The sequence below is a fragment of the Bacillus sp. FSL E2-8887 genome (assembly GCF_038007205.1).
GTDB classification, from domain to species: domain Bacteria; phylum Bacillota; class Bacilli; order Bacillales; family Bacillaceae_G; genus Bacillus_A; species Bacillus_A mycoides.
The window spans coordinates 69,631-92,171 of record NZ_JBBOWS010000003.1 but is presented as its reverse complement, the minus strand read 5'-3'; the positions used below and the strand labels follow the sequence as shown (position 1 = coordinate 92,171).

General features: G+C 32.2%; 18 protein-coding genes, 3 pseudogenes and 1 riboswitch. Of the genes and pseudogenes, 8 read left to right on the top strand and 13 right to left on the bottom strand.

What is annotated here, in order from left to right; genetic code table 11:
* Positions 1-1,252: 1,252 nt before the first annotated feature.
* Both NSQ08_RS29580 and NSQ08_RS29575 read left to right on the top strand, forming a co-directional pair.
* Positions 1,253-2,065, top strand: coding sequence for a carbonic anhydrase (locus NSQ08_RS29580; protein WP_340780625.1), 813 nt, complete (start codon positions 1,253-1,255; stop codon positions 2,063-2,065).
* 10 nt (positions 2,066-2,075) lie between these two features.
* Positions 2,076-2,315: pseudogene (locus NSQ08_RS29575) on the top strand (zinc ribbon domain-containing protein); the annotation flags it as partial.
* A 169-nt stretch (positions 2,316-2,484) separates the two neighbouring features.
* On the opposite strand, the gene NSQ08_RS29570 reads toward NSQ08_RS29575, so the two are convergent.
* The 4 genes from NSQ08_RS29570 to NSQ08_RS29555 all read right to left on the bottom strand — a co-directional run bounded on the left by NSQ08_RS29570 (position 2,485) and on the right by NSQ08_RS29555 (position 5,996).
* Complete coding sequence (locus NSQ08_RS29570) at positions 2,485-3,894, bottom strand: amino acid permease (protein ID WP_340780624.1); 1,410 nt, start codon at positions 3,892-3,894, stop codon at positions 2,485-2,487.
* Positions 3,895-5,038: 1,144 nt separating this feature from the next.
* On the bottom strand, positions 5,039-5,251 hold the full coding sequence (locus NSQ08_RS29565) for a hypothetical protein (RefSeq protein WP_340780622.1): 213 nt from the start codon (positions 5,249-5,251) through the stop codon (positions 5,039-5,041).
* A 114-nt stretch (positions 5,252-5,365) separates the two neighbouring features.
* On the bottom strand, positions 5,366-5,566 hold the full coding sequence (locus tag NSQ08_RS29560; RefSeq protein WP_000790480.1) for a helix-turn-helix transcriptional regulator: 201 nt from the start codon (positions 5,564-5,566) through the stop codon (positions 5,366-5,368).
* 13 nt (positions 5,567-5,579) lie between these two features.
* The gene (locus NSQ08_RS29555; protein WP_340780621.1) at positions 5,580-5,996 is read right to left on the bottom strand and encodes a hypothetical protein; all 417 of its coding nucleotides are present in this window, start codon (positions 5,994-5,996) and stop codon (positions 5,580-5,582) included.
* Between the two features lie 269 nt (positions 5,997-6,265).
* Here NSQ08_RS29555 and NSQ08_RS29550 point away from each other — a divergent pair.
* Positions 6,266-6,637: pseudogene (locus tag NSQ08_RS29550) on the top strand (N-acetylmuramoyl-L-alanine amidase); the annotation flags it as partial.
* A gap of 198 nt (positions 6,638-6,835) precedes the next feature.
* Here NSQ08_RS29550 and NSQ08_RS29545 read toward each other — a convergent pair.
* Complete coding sequence (locus NSQ08_RS29545) at positions 6,836-8,602, bottom strand: M60 family metallopeptidase (RefSeq protein WP_340780620.1); 1,767 nt, start codon at positions 8,600-8,602, stop codon at positions 6,836-6,838.
* Between the two features lie 1,869 nt (positions 8,603-10,471).
* On the opposite strand from NSQ08_RS29545, the gene NSQ08_RS29540 reads away from it, so the two are divergent.
* Positions 10,472-11,614, top strand: a complete 1,143-nt coding sequence (locus tag NSQ08_RS29540) for an SH3 domain-containing protein (RefSeq protein ID WP_340780619.1) — start codon at positions 10,472-10,474, stop codon at positions 11,612-11,614.
* A 313-nt stretch (positions 11,615-11,927) separates the two neighbouring features.
* Here the strand turns inward: NSQ08_RS29540 and NSQ08_RS29535 are convergent.
* Positions 11,928-12,116, bottom strand: a pseudogene (locus tag NSQ08_RS29535) (IS4 family transposase); the annotation flags it as partial.
* 625 nt (positions 12,117-12,741) lie between these two features.
* A riboswitch (cyclic di-GMP riboswitch) is annotated at positions 12,742-12,827 on the top strand.
* A gap of 133 nt (positions 12,828-12,960) precedes the next feature.
* Between NSQ08_RS29535 and NSQ08_RS29530 the strand changes: the two are divergent.
* The 3 genes from NSQ08_RS29530 to hfq all read left to right on the top strand — a co-directional run bounded on the left by NSQ08_RS29530 (position 12,961) and on the right by hfq (position 16,147).
* Entirely contained in the window at positions 12,961-15,357 is a 2,397-nt protein-coding gene (locus NSQ08_RS29530) for a discoidin domain-containing protein (RefSeq protein WP_340780618.1), read from the top strand.
* A 238-nt stretch (positions 15,358-15,595) separates the two neighbouring features.
* Positions 15,596-15,931 (top strand): transposase, encoded by a 336-nt coding sequence (locus NSQ08_RS29525; protein ID WP_340780617.1) that lies wholly within the window; start codon positions 15,596-15,598, stop codon positions 15,929-15,931.
* Between the two features lie 27 nt (positions 15,932-15,958).
* Positions 15,959-16,147, top strand: coding sequence for an RNA chaperone Hfq (gene hfq, locus NSQ08_RS29520; RefSeq protein WP_098815943.1), 189 nt, complete (start codon positions 15,959-15,961; stop codon positions 16,145-16,147).
* A 513-nt stretch (positions 16,148-16,660) separates the two neighbouring features.
* Here the strand turns inward: hfq and NSQ08_RS29515 are convergent.
* The 3 genes from NSQ08_RS29515 to NSQ08_RS29505 form a co-directional block, all read right to left on the bottom strand.
* Entirely contained in the window at positions 16,661-17,149 is a 489-nt protein-coding gene (locus NSQ08_RS29515; RefSeq protein WP_340780616.1) for a DUF2716 domain-containing protein, read from the bottom strand.
* Between the two features lie 166 nt (positions 17,150-17,315).
* Positions 17,316-17,726: a DUF1878 family protein gene (locus NSQ08_RS29510; protein ID WP_340780615.1), complete on the bottom strand. Its 411-nt coding sequence runs from the start codon at positions 17,724-17,726 to the stop codon at positions 17,316-17,318.
* A gap of 217 nt (positions 17,727-17,943) precedes the next feature.
* Positions 17,944-18,651 (bottom strand): IS6-like element IS240C family transposase, encoded by a 708-nt coding sequence (locus NSQ08_RS29505; protein WP_142953757.1) that lies wholly within the window; start codon positions 18,649-18,651, stop codon positions 17,944-17,946.
* Between the two features lie 541 nt (positions 18,652-19,192).
* On the opposite strand from NSQ08_RS29505, the gene NSQ08_RS29500 reads away from it, so the two are divergent.
* Positions 19,193-19,423 carry a helix-turn-helix transcriptional regulator gene (locus NSQ08_RS29500; protein WP_340780614.1) on the top strand — a complete coding sequence of 77 codons (231 nt, stop codon included), beginning with the start codon at positions 19,193-19,195 and terminating at the stop codon, positions 19,421-19,423.
* On the opposite strand, the gene NSQ08_RS29495 is transcribed toward NSQ08_RS29500, so the two are convergent.
* From NSQ08_RS29495 to NSQ08_RS29480, 4 genes are all read right to left on the bottom strand, one after another.
* Positions 19,424-20,038, bottom strand: coding sequence for a replication-relaxation family protein (locus NSQ08_RS29495; RefSeq protein ID WP_340780613.1), 615 nt, complete (start codon positions 20,036-20,038; stop codon positions 19,424-19,426). It abuts the gene before it with no gap.
* Positions 19,977-21,158: an FtsK/SpoIIIE domain-containing protein gene (locus NSQ08_RS29490; RefSeq protein WP_340780612.1), complete on the bottom strand. Its 1,182-nt coding sequence runs from the start codon at positions 21,156-21,158 to the stop codon at positions 19,977-19,979. Before NSQ08_RS29490 ends, NSQ08_RS29495 begins: the two co-directional genes overlap by 62 nt.
* A 100-nt stretch (positions 21,159-21,258) precedes the next feature.
* Positions 21,259-21,444: a hypothetical protein gene (locus tag NSQ08_RS29485; RefSeq protein ID WP_340780611.1), complete on the bottom strand. Its 186-nt coding sequence runs from the start codon at positions 21,442-21,444 to the stop codon at positions 21,259-21,261.
* Between the two features lies 1 nt (position 21,445).
* Positions 21,446-21,742 carry a hypothetical protein gene (locus tag NSQ08_RS29480; RefSeq protein WP_340780610.1) on the bottom strand — a complete coding sequence of 99 codons (297 nt, stop codon included), beginning with the start codon at positions 21,740-21,742 and terminating at the stop codon, positions 21,446-21,448.
* Between the last annotated feature and the right edge of the window lie 799 nt (positions 21,743-22,541).

Below are 22,541 nucleotides of genomic sequence, written 5' to 3'. Positions count from 1 at the left end.
ATGGGCCTCAATTCCCTTTACAAATATTTGTAATAAATGTGCACTTAAGTAATTAGGGTGTTATAAGAATAACAGAATACTCACACTCTACTTTTACCAATTAATCACATCTCAGTCACCTCCTTATCTATACCCGATATAATATATAAAATAAAACAAAGAAAGAGTAGTAAACGTAAATATCAATCAGACATACAACAAACTGAATTTTCAATATTTTCAGTTTAAATTAGGGTTTTTCAGCTACTCTTTCTTTGTATTATGAGTTTAGCACTAAATATAAAGTATAACAAGACAAAAAAATTCAAATTTCGCATAATTTCGACATTTTTTTCACAAAACAATACCAGTCGTTAATTAACATGGATTTCTATATATATCCATCAAATTAAGAATTTTATGACGCTCTCAAAATAAAAAATTGTACATTTTCATCTTGAGAAGTCATTTTTTTATTTTTGGGATATTTTCTTAGCTTGATGGTGATGGAAAGTGACCCCAATTAAGCTAATTCCCCCATTTCACAGATTTGAGCAAAAACACCCCAATAATATCTTGTTTGAATTGTTTTACTTTAAAACATTTAACTTATTACGCTTCCGTTTATCTTTTCAAAAACATAACTTCGTTTCGAAAGATTTGCAACAGAACTAGAAATATATAGTATCACATCAAAAAATATAAATCTATATTGATTTTTTTTTAATAATTTATATATAATTATAATGAATATAAATTGAAAGTCAATCTCAATTAGATATAAGGGGGGAATATAGACAAAACAAAACATTTAGTCGGAAAGCAAGCCCATGTTTCAAAATAAATGAAGTAGTGCCAAATAAAAATGACCAGATTAATAAAATTGGAACCCAAATTAGGCTACAAAATCGATTTTGGGTATTGGTAAGATATCATTCTATTTAATGCTACATAAGGACACACAGAATAATAGCAATTTAGGAAATATAATATGTTCTTGCTTCTATTTCTTATAGTATTTAATAACTTTTGACTTCAATCTGGCTTTGTATAAAGCTTTTCTAACTTGAGAAATGATCACAGTTACACCTTTGTTCGCAAATTAACTGTATAACTTCTGATATCCCATTTTTCTATTTAAAAGTTTAAATTGCATAACAATGGAACGATGCTTCTCTAGATTCTTGATATTTTTGGTGAATTTGTAACAGAACCTTTAGTTACACGCAATATTCTTTAAATACAATATTTTATCATCTTAGGAGGAAACAGTATGAAAGGCTTAAAGTTTCTTTATAAAACTCCCCTTATATTGACAATGAGTGCGGTGTTAATGGGGTGTAACACAGCAAAACAAGAACAGTCAAACAAGGATACAGCTACACAAGAAAAATCTACGAAAAAAAATACGCAATGGTCATATGAAGGGACTACTGGTCCAGAACACTGGGGAGAATTGAAACCAGAATACAAAATGTGTTTAAATGGGCAAGAACAATCTCCGATAGATATCAAAACGGAACAAATAAAATCAACAGTTGAGGATGCTAATCATTTGCAAATTAATTATCAACCAATATCATTTTCTATTAAAAATAATGGGCATAGTATTGAAGGGAAAGCAAATAGTTCTGATGATTATCTCACGCTTGGAGAAAGTCGTTACACATTAAAACAATTCCACTTTCATACACCAAGTGAACATCAATTTGAAGAAAAACATGCAGACATGGAACTACATCTGGTCCATCAAAATGATCAAGGTCAGTTAGCAGTAATAGGTATTATGATAAAAGAGGGACAAACAAATGAAGGTTTTGCAGAAATGTGGAAAAATCTCCCGAACAGCAAAAATACACAGAGTGATGTGCAGCATACCATTGATATAAAACAGCTTTTTCCTTCAGATCATTCGTCATTCCGTTACATGGGTTCTTTGACAACACCTCCTTGTACAGAAAATGTCCAGTGGATTGTGATGAAACAGACAATAGAGATGTCCAAAAAACAAATTGAAACGTTTCATAAATTATTCCCAACGAATAACCGACCAGTTCAGCCAATTAATGGAAGAGAAGTATCGTAAACATAAGGAATTGTTGGAATATAAAGCAAAGTGGTATAGCAAACAAGTGGTTTTGGTATCTAAAACATTCGCTTCTAGTCAATTATGTTCCAATTGTGAATATAAAAACAAAGGCGTAAAAAATCTAAACATCCGTGAGTGAGAGTGTCCTTCTTGTGGCACACATCACGATAGAGATCGAAATGCAGTGCTCAATCTTAGAAACGAAGCAATTCGCCTTTTAACCGTAGGAACTACGGGGATAGCCTAATGAATTAGAAACCGTTAGGTTTCTGTACTTAGGAATCTCCTACTTCAAACAGTCCATAAGGATGTTAAGTGGTGAGTAGTTCAAGAATAATTTCAGTATACACAATGATATTATTTTTTGTACCAGAACGGAAAAAAGCTGCTGTCATAATGGGACAACAGCTTTTTCATTATGCTACGTCTTCTTTTTGTTCCTTTTGTAGTGTACTATTTTTGTAACCGTAACTGAAATAGACACCAAGTCCAATTACAAGCCATATTGCAAAGCCTATCCATGTTGTTGCTGGGAGTTGTAATGCTAAGTATCCACAGAATAGAACAGCTAAAGCAGGAATCCATGGTACCAAAGGCACTTTAAAAGCGCGCGGTAGTTCTGGTTGTTTTTTACGTAAAATAATTACTCCAATTGATACAACGATGAATGCGAATAATGTACCGATATTCGTTAATTCTGCTAGTTTACTTAAAGGAACAAAACCAGCAAAGAAAGCAACCATAGTGGCAGTAATCCAACTATTGATAACAGGTGTTTTTGTTTTTTTATTTACGCGAGAAAGTACTTTTGGTAGTAAGCCATCGCAGCTAATTGCATAAAATAATCGTGTTTGTCCATATAACATAACAAGTAATACAGTTGTAATTCCAGTAATCGCTCCTAAAGAAATGAAACCAGCAACCCAATCTTGTTGAATGTATTGTAGTGCAAATGCAACAGGGTTTTTCACACCTAACTGACCGTAAGGTACAATCCCAGTTAAAACTAATGAAACAACGATATATAGAATCGTACAAATTGTTAAAGAAGCAATAATGCCGATTGGCATGTTACGCTGTGGATTTTTGACTTCTTCAGCAGCAGTTGATACAGCGTCAAATCCGATGTAAGCAAAGAATACAGTTGCAGCCCCAGTTGTTACGCCAGAGAAGCCGAACGGCATAAAGGGTGTCCAGTTTTCAGGTTTTACATAGAAAGCGCCAACGCCGATAAATAGTAAGACAACAAAAAGTTTGATAGCTACCATGATAGCGTTAAAACGCGCTGATTTTTTTGCTCCTCTTGTTAATAACAACGTCATTAGAAAGATGATACAGATTGCTGGCAAGTCTATATATGTTCCCGCTTCAGGATTATATGCGCTTGTTAAAGCCGTAGGTAATGTAATCCCAAATCCACTTAATAGACCTTGTAAATACCCTGACCAACCAGATGCAACAGCTGAGGAAGCTAATCCATATTCTAAAATTAAATCCCAACCTAAAATCCAAGCGATTAATTCTCCAAATGTTGCATAGCTATAAGTGTACGCACTACCGGATACCGGTACAGTTGATGCAAATTCAGAATAACATAATGCTGCAAATACACAGGCTAAACCGGATAAAATAAACGACAAAACAAGTGCGGGTCCTGCGTGTTCTGCTGCGGCAACACCGGTAAGAACGAAAATCCCAGTTCCGATGATAGCGCCGACCCCGAGCATAGTAAGATCAAATGCACCGAGTTCTTTTTTTAAAGATGCTCCTTTTTGTTCTGACTGTGCTAATAATGCTGAAACAGATTTTTTTCGAAATAGATTCATATAGATACCTTACTTCTAGTTGTTGTAATATTCTGAAAAATTATATCATTTTGTCGTACAATGTCGAATCTTTGTAGTTCGTATTTTAATTCAAATAAATATTTTTGTAAATGTTTTTTCAGAAAATTCAACCTCTTAAGAGGACTTTAAGTATCTCCTTATTTCCTTTTGGCTATTTCCCATCATTCCAAAAGGTATTAAATATCCAATCTATTACCTGTCGCCTCCCTATAAACCATAATAATTTTAAAATAGTAATCCCAACTGTTATAAAAACAACAAATTAAATTTTTACAAAAGAAAACAACCTGTATAAAAACAGGTTGTTTTCTTTTATAGGGTAAAACAAAGAAAGAGTGGAAAAAAATGCACAAACTTCTACGGCACAAGAAGTAAACTGATCTGAGAAAACTAAAAATTCTGACATCTTACTAGATAAGGGTTTTTGTTTTCTCTTTCTTTGTTGTTATGAGTATAGCATTAAAAACGACATAAATCAACAAAAAATCTCATAATTCTTTTTTTTCGACATTCTACCATAATTCCTCCACACATTATTTTTTTAAGCGTTATGTATATTTTATATCTGTTACATGATTAATATATATATTACATTATTATGATTATTCCTAATTCCTAATTCCTAATTCCTAATTCCTAATTCCTAATTCCTAATTCCTAATTCCTAATTCATTACAAATCATGTCGTAGTAATTGGGGGAGCACCCCATCGCTATCAAACTAAGAAGACAAGTCACCCCCAAAACGATAAAATATGCTTCTTTGTTACAAGAAAGCCTGAAAATTTCATTCTGGGGGTGCAATAAAACTTTAACTTGATGGGCATGGGGTAATTCTGAGTTATTAACTTGATAGGCATGTATGGTAACCCCAACTAACGTAAAAACTCCATTTTGAATAAAGATTGTTCAAAACGGAGTTAATTCTTTAAATTATGTTTTTGATTTTTATAAAAAAGTTTAAGCATTTCTTGTGATTGTTATTAAAGAAAAGCGCCCGGTGCATCTTTGTTTCAAACCGACACTATATTATTGTTATTACAAACAACGTTTAATAAAGGAGACTACTTATACTTGTTGGTTTAGAATAAAGTTTGATTAAAGCTACCTCTTTTGTTTGCAAATTATTTAATTATAAAGGATACGATTACTGCAATTACAAGTAGAATTCCACCTAATAATTGTCCTAATCCAGAAGCTTCTCCGAGAATCAACAAATTGAAAAGATTTTTTCTTGTTTGAGTTTTTCCTACGAATGCATCATCTTTTTTCATTCTATATAATCCCCATAAGATTAATACCACTCCAAAAACGATACCAAATAATTTTAAAGCCATTATATTTACCTCCACTTATTATACAAATAATGAATTTTTTCCTACTTATATTCATTATTTGTATTTTGCTATATTGTTTGAATGTTTCTTGTCAATTATATTTGTATACTACTATTAGTCATCTTCTTCAAATATAAAAACTTCTTCAATTGATAGGTTGAAAACAGCAGATATTCTATATGCTAGTAAAACAGATGGATTATACTTTTGCTTTTCCAACGAAATAATCGTTCTTGAAGATACAAATACTTTATCAGCTAATTCTTGTTGTGTTATTCCATGTTTTAAACGTAGCTCTTTTACTATATTTTTCATAGTAACCTCCTAATTAAAGAAAACAACTATAATATTTTTTAGCTAATGTTTTAGTAATTAGGCAACATATTATAATGAGAAATAGCCCAGCATTAATTGGAATTATAATCCATTTCGAAAGAAACATCATAAGAATAATCATGACCATTAGAATACTTATGGTAAATTGTGAAGCTTTTCCTTCTATTAAATCATCCCTCTCATCATATTCTTTTGATAGCTCTCTCTCTAACTGTTTACGATTGGTATTAGATTTAGTTTGAGAAACTAAAGCGAAAATTAAAAAGATTATTCCTGTAAGTATCTTTAAATTACCTAAATAAAATCCCTCAGCAAAACTCGCTTCATTGTGATCAAAAATTATTTCACTAAAACCTATTGCAATAATTGCAAACGAACATAAATAAAGTTCTTTAAATCTATTGTTCAAACAAATCACTCCTAACACAACTTTATGTGAAGTTTATTTCATGTGAAGTCCTCTTCATGTTATACTACCTTGAAGAGGATGTCTAGCATTAATTGGTTCTGACGCGAAAACTTCAAAACATATGCAAGTAATCTCTAAATCTGGTTCTGGTGAAAATATATAATGAAGAACAAAAATAACAATAGATTCCTAACAGAGTTCCCCTTATACTACAAGATCAAATACTTTATGAATGAATTTTTTTTGATTTTGAACAGACTGGTTTTCTAAATTACGGTGCTATCCGTCAATTAGGTAAAAGTGAAGCATATCAAGTATGGGCAAAACAAGGAGATTGGTTAAACCTTGGCGGTAATCAATGGTTTTACTACAACCCATCTTATATCCGATATGAATGGGAGAAAACTTCTTCTGCAAGCTCTGTAGCAGGTAAACGCGTTGTTTCTAAAGTGGACAACCTACGTTTCTATGACTCTGCTTCCTGGTCTGATAAAGATGTAGCTGGAACTGTAGATGAAGGTTTAGGATTTGTTATCGATGCAAAAGTTACGGTAAATGAATCGGCGCAATATAAAGTACACAATAGCAGAGGAATAACATCCTATGTTACTACGAATGAAGCCTATGTATATATGAAGTAGAAAAAAGGGTATGTCCAAGTTTTGGCATACCCTTTTTTGTTGGTGGGACCCCATCGCTATCAAGCTAATATTTTTAATTACCCCCATAACGAAAAAAATGAGCTGGATTCTCATAAATAACTATACATTAATAAATTTTTTGTTTTGGGGCACTTCAAGAAATCGGTTTCTTTATTTACGATTTTTAAAATCAAAAAATTAATACCCCAAAATATCTATTTCTGCTGCTGAAGCATATCCATTTATTCCGTTTACTATTTCTAACTTCACATATTTAGCAGATACGGGTTTGAATGTTGCCAATTGTTGTTTTGTACTATTTTCCCATGTTCCAAAAGCTACCTTTTGATAATCAACACCGTCTGTACTTGTGTAAATGTTGTAGATTAAAATGCGACCATTTGTAGATGTATCTTGTCTCGGAAGATATGATAGCTGTGTAATTGTACGAGTGTCACCAAGGTCTAGTGTTAAATTGAACGGATATTGGTTTGGTGTACTCCATTTGCTATGCCAAATTGTATTTGGATTACCATCAATCGCATTGCTAGCAGGGTCATGCCATGATTCCTCACTGTTTGCATTTGCTTTCATGATTGTTTTAGATAATACAGCTAGCGGCTTCACAGGTTTAGAATCCTTTGCTTCCCAAATAGGCGCAGTTAATGTTGGGTAATGTAAAGCTTCTATTTTTTGTTTTGTTTCCGCTGATGCCATAAGCCCCCATTTATCAAAAAACGGAAGTAAATTTTGCTTTGCTACTTTAGATGCATTGTAAATAAAGGCTTGGGTTTTCTCTTCACTTGTTTTTGGAAGCTCTGCTCTAGGTATGGAGCGATACAATTGATGTAATTTCGGATAAAATTCCTCTCCAAAAGCTAAGTCCAATTGCCAAAACATTGTAAGTTTCACAAAGCCATCATCAATTTTATTATAGTCTTTTTCCGATTGAGGCTTACTTAAATAAGTAAATGCTTTTTCATATGTTCCATCCGTCTCTAATCTCGATGGATTTCCAAAAGCACGTTGGACAGACATACTATAAATGTTTGTAGTCACTTCTCCTAATCCATCCCACATCCAAGGAGTTTGTTGTCTTTGATGTCCCATTTCATGCCAAGGTCCCCATCCATCTTTTGTAAACTTATTTATATCTAATACGCTTTTAATCGCATCTCCAACGTATGCTGTTCTACTAGGATACGCATACATATAATAATCAGATTGATTATCCTCCACAAAATGCACGTAATGCTTATCTGCTTGTTCTTCAGTTAAACCAGAAACCCGATCTTCAATTCTAATCGCTTCGTCTATTTTTTTTAAGAGTTCGACAGGATCTGTATTAGAACCTACTAAATATTTTTTCACCCGTTCAGGAGTTGCCGTTATTAATGAGCGCTCTCCTTTTAATTCCACCGCATGGGCGTTAGGATATGTATCTAGCATATGAATTAAATCTTGTTTCGTATGTTTGCCTAATTCAAAGAAAGGCGTAGGTACTCCCCCAGTTTTTATCTCAGCTTGTACTGTTCCGCCTTGTAGTGGATTGTTGAAATAAATCATTCCACCGTTTGGAGATTCAATTGTATTTTCGCCTGGTGCTAAAGTAAATGATTTTATTAATGAATCTTGATTCCATTTGGCATCATATGAAAATGTTCCTATATAAGCTACAATAGGCTGTGTTCCTTCTACTCGAATTGTTATTTTTTCATTGGGGCTTGCATATAATCCGGTTGGTTCATATGGACTAAATTTAAATTGACGTCTATCCATATTTTGGATTATATCTACATTCCCCTTACCCATAACATGAAAAATTCGTTCGGTGAATACTTGTGTTGCAACAGTTTGTTCTTGAGTTTCAGCACGAGCAACTACATGATTTGTCATGATAGGTGTAAATAACGTAGTTGTTAAAATGGCAGAAGTTGCAAGTACTTTTAATGGTTTTTGTAACATTTGAAGCCTCCTTTTGTCACAAGAATTATTTTTTTACTTTAAGGATAATACCACATGTCCATCAAACTAAGGTTTTAATATATCCCCTAAATGAAAATTTTCTTTCTCTACAGGTAGCTACTTTAAGAAGTCAGCTCATCTTTTTGTTTTTGGGGCGTTTATTTTTCTTAAGTTGATGGATATGTATGGTGACCCCTATAAGAGTATTAACACATGCATGCTACCCGATTTTACAAGTATCTTCATACTACATTCATGACCAAAGTACTTTAAACAAACGTTTGATTAATAAAGAACACCTGATTAATAAGCCTCCCAAAAACTCATCTTAAAAACTATGTCCCTGATACGTACTTTCTTGAATTACTACCTCAGCTATCATGAAAAAATAAATTAAATCTTTACAGAAAAAAACAACTTGGATAAGGACAAGTTGTTTTTTTCTGTAGGGTACAACAAAGAAAGAGTGGAGGACACGATACACCCATGTCAATGAGGTAAAGCAAACTAACTAATAAAACTAAAAATTCTGATAATTAAATCACTAAGGGTTTTTGTTTACTCTTTCTTTGTAAGAATGAGTTTAGCATGAAAAATAAAATAAAACAACAAAATTATACAAATTTCCGATAAATTCGACATTTTCTTATTACCATTTCCAAAATTAACAATAATGAAATAAAAAAGAAAGTAGTAAGTACAGATCAATAATAGGTTTATGCTACGTAATACACACTAAATTTATGTAAATGTCTCTCATATATCGTTTTATTATTTATATTTTTGTTATTTCCTGTTGCAGAACCCTTAAGAAGATAAGAATTCTTTTTTTATATTAAATTTCTACAAAAAAAGATAAGATCGGAGAAGTCGATCTTATCTTTAACACATGGAGTAAACAATAGTGATGACCATCATATTTTTATTTTACTTTATTTTTCGTTAATTAAGAATATTAATCTCATAATCAACAAGTATATCTATATTGAGAAATATGTTGTAAATGTTTAAAAAATCGAATGTAAACTTTCATCCAAAAGTTTACATTAGTACATATTAATAGTTTGGTGTCGCATAGATCGCAAAAGTTTCCCCGATTGAGAATGCCCCAAAAAAATAACACCTACAAACATTTGTAGGTGTTATTTTGATTTATTTAGGATTGTAATAATAGAGCATTTATTTGATTCAAAACTGAGATGACTGCTGGTATCTATGAACAAAAAAATATAGAAAGAAAAAAATAAATATAATAAGGGAATGCAAGTATACTAATCTATACTGCATTCCCTTATTGTAATTGTATATCCACTATATTTTTATTCTTCCTTTTCCAAAATTTTAAAAATAACATCCGAATTTCTTAGTTTTCACCTCTTTCTAGATTCACTCTATTGTAATGCAAACTCCTCATTAAATATCCAATCTATTAGCTATCGCCCCCCTATAAACCATAATAACTTTTAAAATAGTAACCCCAACTGTTATAAAAACAACAAATTACATTTTTACAAAAGAAAACAACTTGGATAAAAACAGGCTGTTTTCTTTTATAGGGTAGAACAAAGAAAGAGTGGAAAAGCAATACACAAACGTGTAAATCACATGGAGTAAACCGATAATTAAGACTAAAAATTCTGAAAATTTAATCGATAAGGGTTTTCGGTGACTCTTTCTTTGTTGTTATGAGTTTAACATAAAAAATAACAAGAATCAACAAAAAAACTAAAAATTCCGTTTAATTCGACATTTTTTGATATTTTTTTACCACAACTTTTAAAAATCTGCTATTCTTTTTATATATCTTTCACTTTAATATTGTTTTCATTTTAATGTTGTAATACATTCCCGAAGGAGGCTTATTATTATATGAAGATGATCACTACCACTTTTTCATTAACAACTGCTGCAATTGCTACACTTCTCCCTTCAGTAGTAGCAGCTGATTCTCATGCTGTATCAATACAACAAAATGACAAAGTAAAAATCGGATTTGTAAATTTTGACAAAGTACATCTGTATCAGGGCGCTACTACAAATAGCAACTCTATTGAAAGTATTACATTCAATACTCCAGTTAAAATATTAGAAACAACACCTGACTGGTATAAAGTAGATGTACAAAATAAAATTGGTTACATGCAAAAATCTTATCTTTCTCCCACAAAACAAACACAACCAAAAAATCAATATATTGTAAATGCGATTGTATTAAATGTTCGTATAGAGCCAAATGCAGAATCTACTATTCTCGGTGTACTACCAAATGGAAAATACATCTCCATTTTAGAAGAATGTGGTGAATGGTATAAAATTTCTTATAATGGAAAAACAGGATATGTGAAAAAAGAATTTGTCTCTGATGGTTCCCATTCAATGGTTAAAGGAACCACCGTACAAGGAAATTCATCTTATTATGTTGCAACTCCTGTATTAAGAGTGCGAAGCGGAGCGGGAACTAACACTTCTATAATTGGATCTTTAAAAAATGGTACCCAATTACAAGTTGTAGAAACAGTAGGTTCTTGGTATAAAATACGTTTCGGTTCAGGTTTTGGATATGTAGCTAAACATTATGTATTACAAAACAAACCACAAGAAACTCCTTCTATTCCAGCTGTTTTCAAGTCCCCAACGAAAGGGATAGTCAGCTCTACATTTGATGTTCGTTGGGGAGAAATGCATTACGGAGTAGATTTCACAGCTCCAGGTGAAGTTCCAATCCTGGCAGCAACAAGCGGAAAAGTAATAAAATCCTACTACTCTAATTCCTATGGAAATGTTGTGTTTATTGCTCATACGATAGATGGGAAATTATATACAACCGTTTATGCACATTTGAAGGATCGTACAGTACAAGCGGGTGATCGGGTTGAAACCGGACAAATGATAGGACACATGGGGAATACAGGACATTCAACCGGGCAACATCTTCATTTTGAATTACATAACGGCGAGTGGAATTTTGAAAAAACAAATGCAGTGAATCCCATACCTTATCTAGTTCAGTAAAGTATTCTACCAAGTATTTGTAAAGAGAACCACTACGGATCTATTTCCGGGTGGTTCTTTTGTTTTCTATGAATAGATTATAAGAATTAACAGCTTTTTATTCGTGCAATCATCCTGCCCATCACTACATCACTTAATAATCCAATTATAAATATAATATTAAAACAAATTAATATAAATTTACAATAATTTCATAGGAATAACTTCCGCATCAAAAGGTACACTTTTCATAACATGTTGAATGATATGTCGGTAGGAAAAAAGTCGAGATTCACTTTAAGAATGATTTAAAGGTTATATTTTGTTACAACAATAAATTTGTCGAACTACAATAAATTATATTTAAATTTAAATATTGGTTAATAAGTAATAATGCTTGGTACTTACTGGTTCGTTGTACAAAACCAACATCTCTAGCAAAATCCCGTAAGGTATTTGGAGATAAAAAACTTTGAATCTTTTGAGCAAATAGTTGTAATTCGTCAGACACAGAAACAGACATAAAAAACGCCATCCTTTCCTATGATTCTACAGAAAGAATAGCGTATTTTTTCATTTTAGGGGGCATTTCTTTTTATTAGCTTGATAGCGATGTGGCGGTAGCCCTTCTATAGCTAATTGATTAAGTTTAGCGAGAGACATATAGCGATATAACTCTTCGGCAAATAAAGACAACTCTTGTTTTTGATGCATATTCATAAAAAGCACGTTACTAGTTAGATGAATTATACCCAAATCGATTTATAAAGAGCATGTTATTTGGTTATAAAGGCTGAGATAACATTAAGTTAATTTGCAAAAAAAATGTCGAATTCATGCGGATTTTGTTGTTTTATTTTATTTCCAGTGATAAAGTCTTAATTATAGATAGAGTGGAAACAAACCACTTTTCAGTTTTATTTTCTGAAAATTTAGAATTATAGCGATTGACATGTTTGTACACTTTCCATCTCTACTCTTTCTTTTTTCTTCCATGAAAGTTTTATTTATCATTTTAGATGTTACACGATGAACCGTAACGATAATAACTAGTGGTAAAAAAACTATAGAAGAGTTTATTCCTTAATTAAGGAATACCACATTATTAAATGAAATTGAATTTTGTTATGATTCCATCCGAGAGTGAAATTCGATAAAGGCAAAATTAGTGAAAGCTAATGGCGCAAAGCTATAGGGACTAAGGTGCATTCCACTATGTCAGCCAGTTGCCGAAAGGTTAGGAAACTACCAAATTATATTCATGTTGGCTGTTTAATTCCTCATGCCTTTAGGTGTGGGGAATTATTTTATATAAAGGAGGATAATGCAGCAGTTAAAGGTCAAAAACAAAACAAGGGGGACTTATTTTGAAAAAGATTTCATCTTTATTATTAACTATGCCGATTATTTTAGGGAGTATTGCTACGATTCCGTATACAAAAGTTTCAGCTGAAACGGTGTCATCCAATCTAGAAACATTCAATCTAGAAACATTGAACCAAAAGACAAATCAGGCAATTGCAAATGGTAATTTTGAGGGTCATTTGAGTTATCTCACAGCGTATCTGAATGGAAATATTGGGAATATCACTGAAGCGAATTTAAAAAATAAGCTTGGAGACCCAGTATTTGCAGCGGCTTTGGCTCAGTGGCAATTCATATCACAAACAGGCGCTGCAGCAATGAATACATTCGCTAAAAAAGATGCTGCTCATCAAAATTTTCTTAATTGGGTTATGAAAAATACAGATGTAATGAATACGTTTCTTGAAGGAGGTAGTCCAACTGGAAAGAATCCAGTAAATGCACTTGAAATATGGAATACAATATGGAATACAGATGCAGATTCTCATGAAGGATTGTATTTGAAATTAGCGATAGCGACATCGTTAGCTCATGCTGAACCTATAAAATATTGGACAAATAATACACCTATTAATCCATTAACAAGGTACCAACATTATAAATTAGCAGATCACAATAATGAGTTACTTCCTTGCTTTAGAACATATGATGTTTGGCATTTAAGATTAGTAGTGAATACTTGGTCACCAGAAGAAGATTTAACTTGGGCAAGAAAAATGATTAATACGGAACATCCAGAACTGAAAAGTCAAGAAAAGATAGGAAAAAGTGCATATTTGATTAAATATGTAACAAAGAACAAAGATGGGGTTAGCGTTCAAGCTGGAAATAATGCATTCTATGGTTTAGGTTGGAATCTTTCCTCAATTTACAGAAATGGTGCGGTATGCGGTGGTATTTCAAAGTTTGGTGTGCAAGTAAGTCAAGCCTTTGGTGTGGCAGCTATGCCTGTTACACAGCCTGGACATTGTGCACTCATATGGAATGACAAACCATCTTCTTGGAATTTAGGAAATGATATATCTGGATGGGGAGAGTCGGGCCGTCATGATGTAACTGTTATTCCTTGGTCAGATAATAGTTTGAAAAATCAAGTACCGAACATATTATTATTTGAAAATGCTGAACGTGATTCAGTAAAACTAGATCAATCAGAGCGATTACGCTGGTTAGCGAAAGCGATGTCTTCATCAGATAAGAAAAGTGCAATTTATAAAACGGCTACTAATATTCTACCAATTAATGTTTTAGTATGGAAAGATTACGTTTCTCTCATGTTACAAAATCCAAATGTAACAGATGCTGAGTGGCAAGAATTAAATAACGGTATAGTTACTGCTTTTGCTAATGAGCCAAGACCTATGTTGGATCTTCTTACTCAAATTAGAAGCCATGTTCTTAATACAGGTGATAGAGCTAAGCTTCAGCAATATACTTTAAATATATTAAATGCATTCTCCACAATAACAAATGTTAATGAGAAGCAAGTAGCTAATAATATAAAAGCCAAAATGCCAAGTTTAGGGTTGTCCCTTGCTACTTTTAGTTTTGATGGAGTAAATGCAGGGAAATTAATGGGAATTAAAACCGATACGGAATACAGTATTGATGGAGGGAAAACGTATAGAGCTGCTACAAGCAATGATATGCTTCTTAGTAATGAAGAAATATCAGCAATCAATTCAACGAATGATATTTTAGTAAGAGTGATTGGAACAACGCAGCCTTTACTAATTCCAATTGGACAAGCTGCTAAATTAAATGTTTCTTCAAATGATGATGAGAACTTAGTTTTTGGTATAAATGGTACGATGGAATTCAGCACGGATCAAGGTTCGAACTGGACAAAATATAATCCAACTTCACCTAACTTACCAGATTTAACAGGAAATGTTACTTTAACAGTTAGAAAGTTTGCTGTTGGTTCAAATCCAGCAAGTGATGCTGTTAACTTAAAGTTTACTGATAATTCTGTATTAGGATTAATACCGCATACAAGTTTATCTGTTGCAGGTTTCTCAAGTCAACAAAATGCAAAGGATAATGCTGCTGCAAATGCAGTTGACGGAAACTCTACAACAATGTGGCATACGTTATGGAATGGAAGCGATAAGGCTCCATACATTACGATAAAGCTTAATGAAGTTACTAACATATCGCAATTAGCTTATGTTCCAAGACAAGATAGTAATAATAACGGTAACATAACTAGCTATAATATATACACAAGTTTGGATGGAGTTAACTTTACAAAGGTTGCTACTGGAAGTTGGGAAAATAATAAGCTTACAAAGAATGTAAGTTTCAGTAAAGTAGATACGCAATATGTAAAGCTTGAAGTGGTATCAGGACGTGGTGGATTTGCTTCAGCTTCAGAAATAAAATTATATAATAACTAGTTGAAAGATGAATGGGGACTGTAGCAAAAGTATTTTATATTTTTGTTACAGTCTTTTTTCTATTTGTTCTTTTATCAAGGTTTATTAAGTTAATTTAATCAAACTTTATTCAAAAGCTACATTTCCATCTATATTTTGGATAGATTTCTTGCGAAATATGTCCCTAAAGCAGTATTTCAATTTAAATGTGATACGATAGTTATATATTCGTTTTGCTAGTAAAAGGAGATGAGTGTCGATGAAAAACCATATAAAAGTAAATGGCAAAATCCTTCAAACAAATAAAAAATGGTCACATCTCAAACAAAAACAAAAAGAACATATTTCTAATTGGTTACGTAGAGAATATACACAGTTTGTAAAAACATATCATAGAAAACCTAGGAAGTATGAACATGATGAGATTCTTCATGAAGTGATGAACCAAATACAGGAACGTGAAATTTGGATTCCTTATGGTGAAGTAAAAAGATATTATCTAAGCAAAATAGGAAAATGGTTTAGAAAAATAGAAAGTGAATGGGAATCACAAATATCCAACAGTGAAAAGCAGCAGGTATTAGAAGAAAAGTAAATACAAACAAACCAGGGGGCGCATTCCATGTTTAATTTACAAGAAGATATGTATGAACAATTGAAAGAGAAAAAAAGCGAGGTCACTATATTTTTAAAGAGTGGTGTTCGCATACCTGGGCAGATTATTGCAATGGATAAATTTACTGTCCTTATGATGGTTCATGGTAAGCAACAGCTAGTCTATAAACAAGCCATTTCTACAATTGCTACGTAATACATACTGGATTTATGTAAATATATCTCAATATTTCTTTATTACTATATACACTATAATATAAGTAATTCTTTTTATTATTTATATTTTTGTTATTTCCTGTTGCAGAATCCTTATAATAAGGATTCTGTTTTTTTTGCATTAAATTTCTACAAACAAAAAAATAAGATCGGAGAATTCGATCTTATCTTTAAAACAGGGGGTAAATAAAATTGATAACCATCATATCTTTATTATATACTATTTTTTGTTAATTTTGAACATTGATAACATTATTAACAAGTATATCTATATCAAGTAAATTTATTGAAAAATTAGTTGAGAATGTTATAAAAATCGAAAGTATTGACTTCATTAGCCTTATCCGACTTCAGCTATTTTTAGCAAAATCACAAACAAAAGTATACATTCAAAACTTGATGAGTAAAGAGATTAAAACACCCGTGATCAAAAAAGAAAAAGCTAGATTCATGCTAGCTTTTTTATATAATTCCCGTTAGCGGTAGTGAAAAATTATACTTTATCATTTTTTTTAATATTAGATCTCAATTCTTTAAATGTTTCAATTAATTTTTCCCCGAAAATATAAATAGTTTTTTCCCAAGGATGCCCTAAATAACCCCATTTAAAGTCTTTTTGCAAAAAGAAATAGTAATCTCCATCCGGAAAAAATGGGATTTTCCAGTGATTATCATCTTCGTTTAGATTTAGATTTAAACTAGGATTCATCCAGTAGCCAGCATGCTGCCAATCTAACGCATATATATATTCATGTTCCGTGGTACATAGAATAAGAGATCCCAATAATATATGATCAAAATTATCATAATCGTCATCAGTCCATTTCCCTTCAAAACAATCAGATAAATCATAAGTAATATATGGACAAGAAAATTTAAATGATTGGTCACCATCTATATTAGGATTAAAACAAAATTCATCTTCAAATCTATCCCAAACATCCTCATACTCTTTCGTATTTAACAAAATCCACTTATTCAAAATCATTACCTACTTTCTAGTATAATCACATAATTAAAAATAACATGATGGAACTGCTTATTCTATTCGCATCTGGTTACCATAACCCCACTTATCAGCAGTCAATCTATCTAGAATCCTATTAAAGTCCCTTTAGAATATCTGAAGGGACTTTTCGTTTACATGATCAAACGTTATTACTAATTTGTAATTGCTCTAAAAGATAATCACAGACATTCACAAAAATACATTGTTTTTTTAAATTTAATAACAAGTATTTCAATTCAAATTCTTGATAAAAAATCTTAGTAATATATAGTTTAAACTCATCTAAATTAGGCTTTTCTGAGCTGTATAGTATATCTAAAGGAAGTTTAAATTTAGAAAATAAATGATCATTTTGGGCAAAAATCGAAACTTCTTCTCTAGTTAATCGATCACGAAATGCAATTAAAATTTTTGTTAAATCCTTTACTTGTTCTTCTTCAAATTCATAATCTATAGCAAATCTATAAAATGGGAATTCGTCTGACTGAATCATACTTTGCATAAGTCTAAATTGATATCTTAATAAAGTCACTTCTTTGATTAAATCCATGTTCCTCCTCCTTTTTTTCCTAAATTAACCAGATTATCATAACAATATATAATTTGAAATACACATACTTATGATATATCACCCATACAATCTTTGCACCAGAACCCTACATTTCCAGATCTTTCACCCATTTGTATATCATCACGATTTAAAGGGTTTTGGTGCAAATAAAGGATACATCCCAAAAAACAATGAGGATTCCTACCGGAATCGTTCTTTACGCTGTTAATCCAAATAATTGATGAATGAATTGTTTTTGATTTTGAACAGACTGATCCCGTAAATCAATCTGTTCTTTTTTTATCATATGCATGGCTTCTACTCCTGCAAGAATAAATGTAGCTGTGCGAAAAGATTTAAGTCCTAACATAGAGCGTATACGTTTTTTAATGAAACGATGGTCTTGCTCTACGATGTTATTTAGATATTTTATCTGCCTGATTTGAATGCCTAACGGCATTTTTTTCTCTTTCTTCAACCCGCTGATAGCAATGGGATAGGCGGGATTTTTATCAACTGTGATTGCACGAGGTTTTGAAACATGAAAAGACCGCAAAGCCTTCTTGAAGAATCGCTTTGCAGCCTTATGGTTTCTAGATTTACTGAGATAAAAATCAATCGTGTTCCCTTCAGAATCAACGGCACGATATAGGTACATCCATTGTCCTTTTACTTTTATGTACGTTTCATCTACTCTCCAGGAGTCATTCGTTTGTTTGAGATGACGTCGAATTCGCTTATCTAACTCCGGCCCATATTGATGGACCCACCGCATAATCGTTGTATGAGCCAAGGATAGTCCTCTTTCCTCCATCATTTCTACCAAATCACGAAAACTAAGATTGTACCGTAGGTACCAACGTACAGTTAATAGAATAATATCTGGCTGATAGTGCTTCCATTTAAACAAAGTTTCCTTTTTCATACTGATTACACACCCTTTTGTAGAGTAATAGTATCAGTATGTCCAAGATTTACAGATTCATTGCACAAGTGTTATATTTTTTGCACTAGAACCCTTTATTCTCTTTTACTTTATTTCTGCACCAGAACCGTTATACAACCATTTAGGAAATATTTTTTTATTATCACTATGGTACGTGAAATTATATATATTCTTCAATATTCGACCACTGAACAATATAATATCTCTTAATTTATTAAACTCGTTTTCATTCCTCCATAAATTAAGAAAAGCCTAAACCCTTGTGTACCAACGGGTTTAAGCTTTTAATTTTATAGGAATACCTTTTGCAACAAGTTGCCATTAGAATAGTGTATCAGCAACTTGTAGCTATTACTATGAATGCTAGATTCCACAAAATTATTACAAGTTTTTTCACTTTATTATTTTGTTTATTCTATGCGTTTAAGATTTAAAACATGTTAATTAATTGACATGTTTTAAACATTGAACTTTAGGACAAGCTAATAGTAAAAAACTTAGATTAATTGAGGTGAATATAATGGATTGGTTTGATATTGGCAAACCCAGAAGTAAATTTGGTAAATTCCTAGATAAGCACCATTTAACTCAACAAGATATCGCTAAAGAGAGTGGCGTTAGTAGAGGAACCGTTAGTCGGTTGTGTAAAGGAAGTGCTTTTCATCCATCTCTAAAAAACGGTAACAAAATTATTAGAGCTTTAAAAAAGTTAACTAATAAAAATGTAGATCATCAAGATTTTTGGTTTTAATCAAAAAATATCATTCATCACAAAAGTTCTCATAAATACATTTTGTTTTACAGCATATTGCTCCAGCTTTGATTGTCTATAGTCTGATAATGTGAAAAAGATAATTACTGGAACAATAGCATTCTGTCTTTTATAGATATCTGTTATATGGCCATATAACTGTATTTTATGTTCGTTTGCTTTCATATGTTGCATACGATCTATTTCAACGAAATGGGGAACATTATCCTCAAAATACGTTGCGTCAGGAATAATCTGATACCGTTGACCATTGATTGAAAACTCGATAGGTCTTTCTGTTTTCCATTCTGGAAATCCAAGCCACATCCAACTCTCGTTTCGCATTAAAATGTGCTGTAATTGACTACTTTTCTTTACTTCTTTTGTAATACCTAATAAATCCCGTCCTTTTTTATTTAAATAATATACGTGTTCACGAGCCATTTTAGTAATGTGACAATACGGGTGCATATCCTTTAACACACGATTTGCATTTCGAATACTTCCTAGACAGTGGATGGCTTGCAATTGCCTCCTGGTTGCAAAATCCAACTTACTCAAAGTGGATAAAATCTCGATTTGTCTCGCTTTCTGTTTGAGTGTTTGATGCCTCATTTTGCTTCACCACCTTATATTGCTTCAGCAACTCCCACATGTCTGTATCCTTTAAAAAAGGTACCTGGATTTCTTCTGTACGATCTGTCTTAAATAATGCTCTTCCTGGAAGAGAAGGCAAATCCTCCAGACCTGGTTCATCCAATGCAACTTGGGAAGCAACCGCTGTTGGTAATCGAAAACCTAGCTTTGCATCAGCATTTTGTTTGATCTGTCTTGGCAATGTATCAGAGGTTGGATATTGAGTACAAAATATGAGCCGGAATCCTAAACCGCCTCCAATTCTTGCGATTTCAGATAACATCTCCTGGCACAAAAATAATACATCACGTTGTTTTTTAGGTAATCCTTGTGTAGGACAAAGGTTGGCTCCTTCATCTACTATGATGAAGCAACGTTCTCTAATCGATGTGTCTATGATATTGGTAAAATAGGACTTCTTCATCATTTCAATCTGTTTTACCATCTTTTCACGTACTCTCCCCAACATCTCTAACGTCTGTTCCGGGTTTTCAGCTACTTCTACAACTTGGGATAGCTCTTTGTAAGGACTAAATTCTAGTCCTTCTTTCAGATCAACAATAAAAAATTTCACGTGTTGAGATTGTTGTAAAATTAAACTAGTCATCACATTTTTTAAGAATACTGTCTTTCCAAAACGAGTCATTCCACTTACACACATATGCGGTGTTTTCTCGAAATCATGATATACGTATTTATCTAACGCTTTCCCCATCATAACGCTCCATGTGTGCTTTTTTAACAGATCCTTAGACCAATTCCGTATTTCAGGTATTTGTTGCTTAAATACGCGAATATGAAGCTCTCTTTGATGGAACGATATTTTAACAGGTTTGTATAGTCCTTCTTCTAATACTTCAACTAACTTCTTGATAAGTTGACTAGGTACGCCAAGTGGTAACTTGTAAACATAATTCATACTTATGTCATCTTCAATTTCTTTTATAAAAATGGGGTATTGTAATTCACCTTTATGTTGAACACATATCTTTGCAATTTCAAAAAACGTTGCAATTTTTTTCTTATCACTCATTCCGTTACTTTGATAAAAATAAGCTACAGTTATAAAGGTTGCTGGTATTAATAAAAGTGACAACATTCCCTCCATACCTCCTTAAGGTAGTTGAGCCTGTATGGAAGCTTAGAAACAAATGTTTAAGATGCGCTATTATAATCATTTTCAACTACCAGATATAATACTAACGTAGAAACACATCTAGTATATCCATTAGAACGTACCAAACACTCCCTATCAGCAAGCATTTAAGACCCGCATGTAGCAACCAATCTGGAAGGTAAAGACCTTTCTTTTTCAGCAATTTTATTCCTAAAACTGAAACTCCTGTCACGCCATAAACAATCCCTAGCTCTCCAATGATTGTCATGTTAATCCCATCCTTTTGGTTTAATGGACAAATTCCCCTTACGATCCCTGTAAAGTTGATATTCATCTAATAGCTCATTCCAAGACACAGTCTGTTCATCGCCATATAAATCCTCTTCAATTTTTTGGCTTAAATAATAATAACCTCGGTATTGTCGGTCCAGGTATACTTCATGGCGTAGCATGTGCTCTCGTATAGCACAAAGGTTATCATCCTTCTTGGTTCCTTTGTACATTTGTCTGAGCGTTTCTGAAGAGTAGAGATACGGAGTGCTGTATAACATTTGATATTGGCTCATATTTTCACCATCCATATAGATTTCTAGTTACACTAAATACATATGAGGATGATCCGAATTTTTGAAGTTGTACCTTAAAAAAGTACAAAAATACGCCTCCCCAATTTTGGGATGACGTTCAACAAAAATTTCAACTTATCCGAATCAACACTATAATGACAGCAGCTATTGGCATAAATCAATCTGGAATCACATAAAAATATTGCAGTAATATCTTTCTCTATATATTTTTTAGCATCTCATACAGGAGACATGTTTTGTAAAACGTAAAAATGATACTTTTATCCTCTGTCTAAAGAAAGACTTAATTCCTACAAGGATTTTCTTGTATCGTAAATTTGTAATTAAAAATTAGTTAATAAAATCTAATATAAATATATATCTTATATATATTTAAAATATAAAGATAAAACTTATATAGGACTGGTAAATGTACGTATATCCTTACTGTAACAAAGGCCTGTAGCATCTCAGAGTGTAAAAAATCATAAATAGTAGAATCTAACAACGGAAAATTAGGTATTATTATGATTTAAAATCTACAAATAATCATAAATGAAATTTAGTGTTCCTACATAAAAAATGAAACAAATTGATACATTGTTAAACATATTTATTCAATCGTAGAATTCCATATAAATCCACTGAATCTCCACAATTTTATTATCTTTATCCACAAAAGATTCACATTATGTGTTAATTAATCAACATCATCCAAATCCATCACATAACTCACATTAATATTGATGATTTTTGATAGATAAAGGTGTATAAGCTATTTATATCAATGATAATTGCA

Coding starts and splice junctions, on each gene's coding strand:
- NSQ08_RS29580 (WP_340780625.1), top strand. CDS start 1,253: ATGAAAGGCTTAAAGTTTCTTTATAAAACTCCCCTTATATTGACAATG.
- NSQ08_RS29570 (WP_340780624.1), bottom strand. CDS start 3,894: ATGAATCTATTTCGAAAAAAATCTGTTTCAGCATTATTAGCACAGTCA.
- NSQ08_RS29565 (WP_340780622.1), bottom strand. CDS start 5,251: ATGGCTTTAAAATTATTTGGTATCGTTTTTGGAGTGGTATTAATCTTA.
- NSQ08_RS29560 (WP_000790480.1), bottom strand. CDS start 5,566: ATGAAAAATATAGTAAAAGAGCTACGTTTAAAACATGGAATAACACAA.
- NSQ08_RS29545 (WP_340780620.1), bottom strand. CDS start 8,602: ATGTTACAAAAACCATTAAAAGTACTTGCAACTTCTGCCATTTTAACA.
- NSQ08_RS29540 (WP_340780619.1), top strand. CDS start 10,472: ATGAAGATGATCACTACCACTTTTTCATTAACAACTGCTGCAATTGCT.
- NSQ08_RS29525 (WP_340780617.1), top strand. CDS start 15,596: ATGAAAAACCATATAAAAGTAAATGGCAAAATCCTTCAAACAAATAAA.
- hfq (WP_098815943.1), top strand. CDS start 15,959: ATGTTTAATTTACAAGAAGATATGTATGAACAATTGAAAGAGAAAAAA.
- NSQ08_RS29510 (WP_340780615.1), bottom strand. CDS start 17,726: ATGGATTTAATCAAAGAAGTGACTTTATTAAGATATCAATTTAGACTT.
- NSQ08_RS29505 (WP_142953757.1), bottom strand. CDS start 18,651: ATGAAAAAGGAAACTTTGTTTAAATGGAAGCACTATCAGCCAGATATT.
- NSQ08_RS29500 (WP_340780614.1), top strand. CDS start 19,193: ATGGATTGGTTTGATATTGGCAAACCCAGAAGTAAATTTGGTAAATTC.
- NSQ08_RS29495 (WP_340780613.1), bottom strand. CDS start 20,038: ATGAGGCATCAAACACTCAAACAGAAAGCGAGACAAATCGAGATTTTA.
- NSQ08_RS29490 (WP_340780612.1), bottom strand. CDS start 21,158: ATGTTGTCACTTTTATTAATACCAGCAACCTTTATAACTGTAGCTTAT.
- NSQ08_RS29485 (WP_340780611.1), bottom strand. CDS start 21,444: ATGACAATCATTGGAGAGCTAGGGATTGTTTATGGCGTGACAGGAGTT.
- NSQ08_RS29480 (WP_340780610.1), bottom strand. CDS start 21,742: ATGAGCCAATATCAAATGTTATACAGCACTCCGTATCTCTACTCTTCA.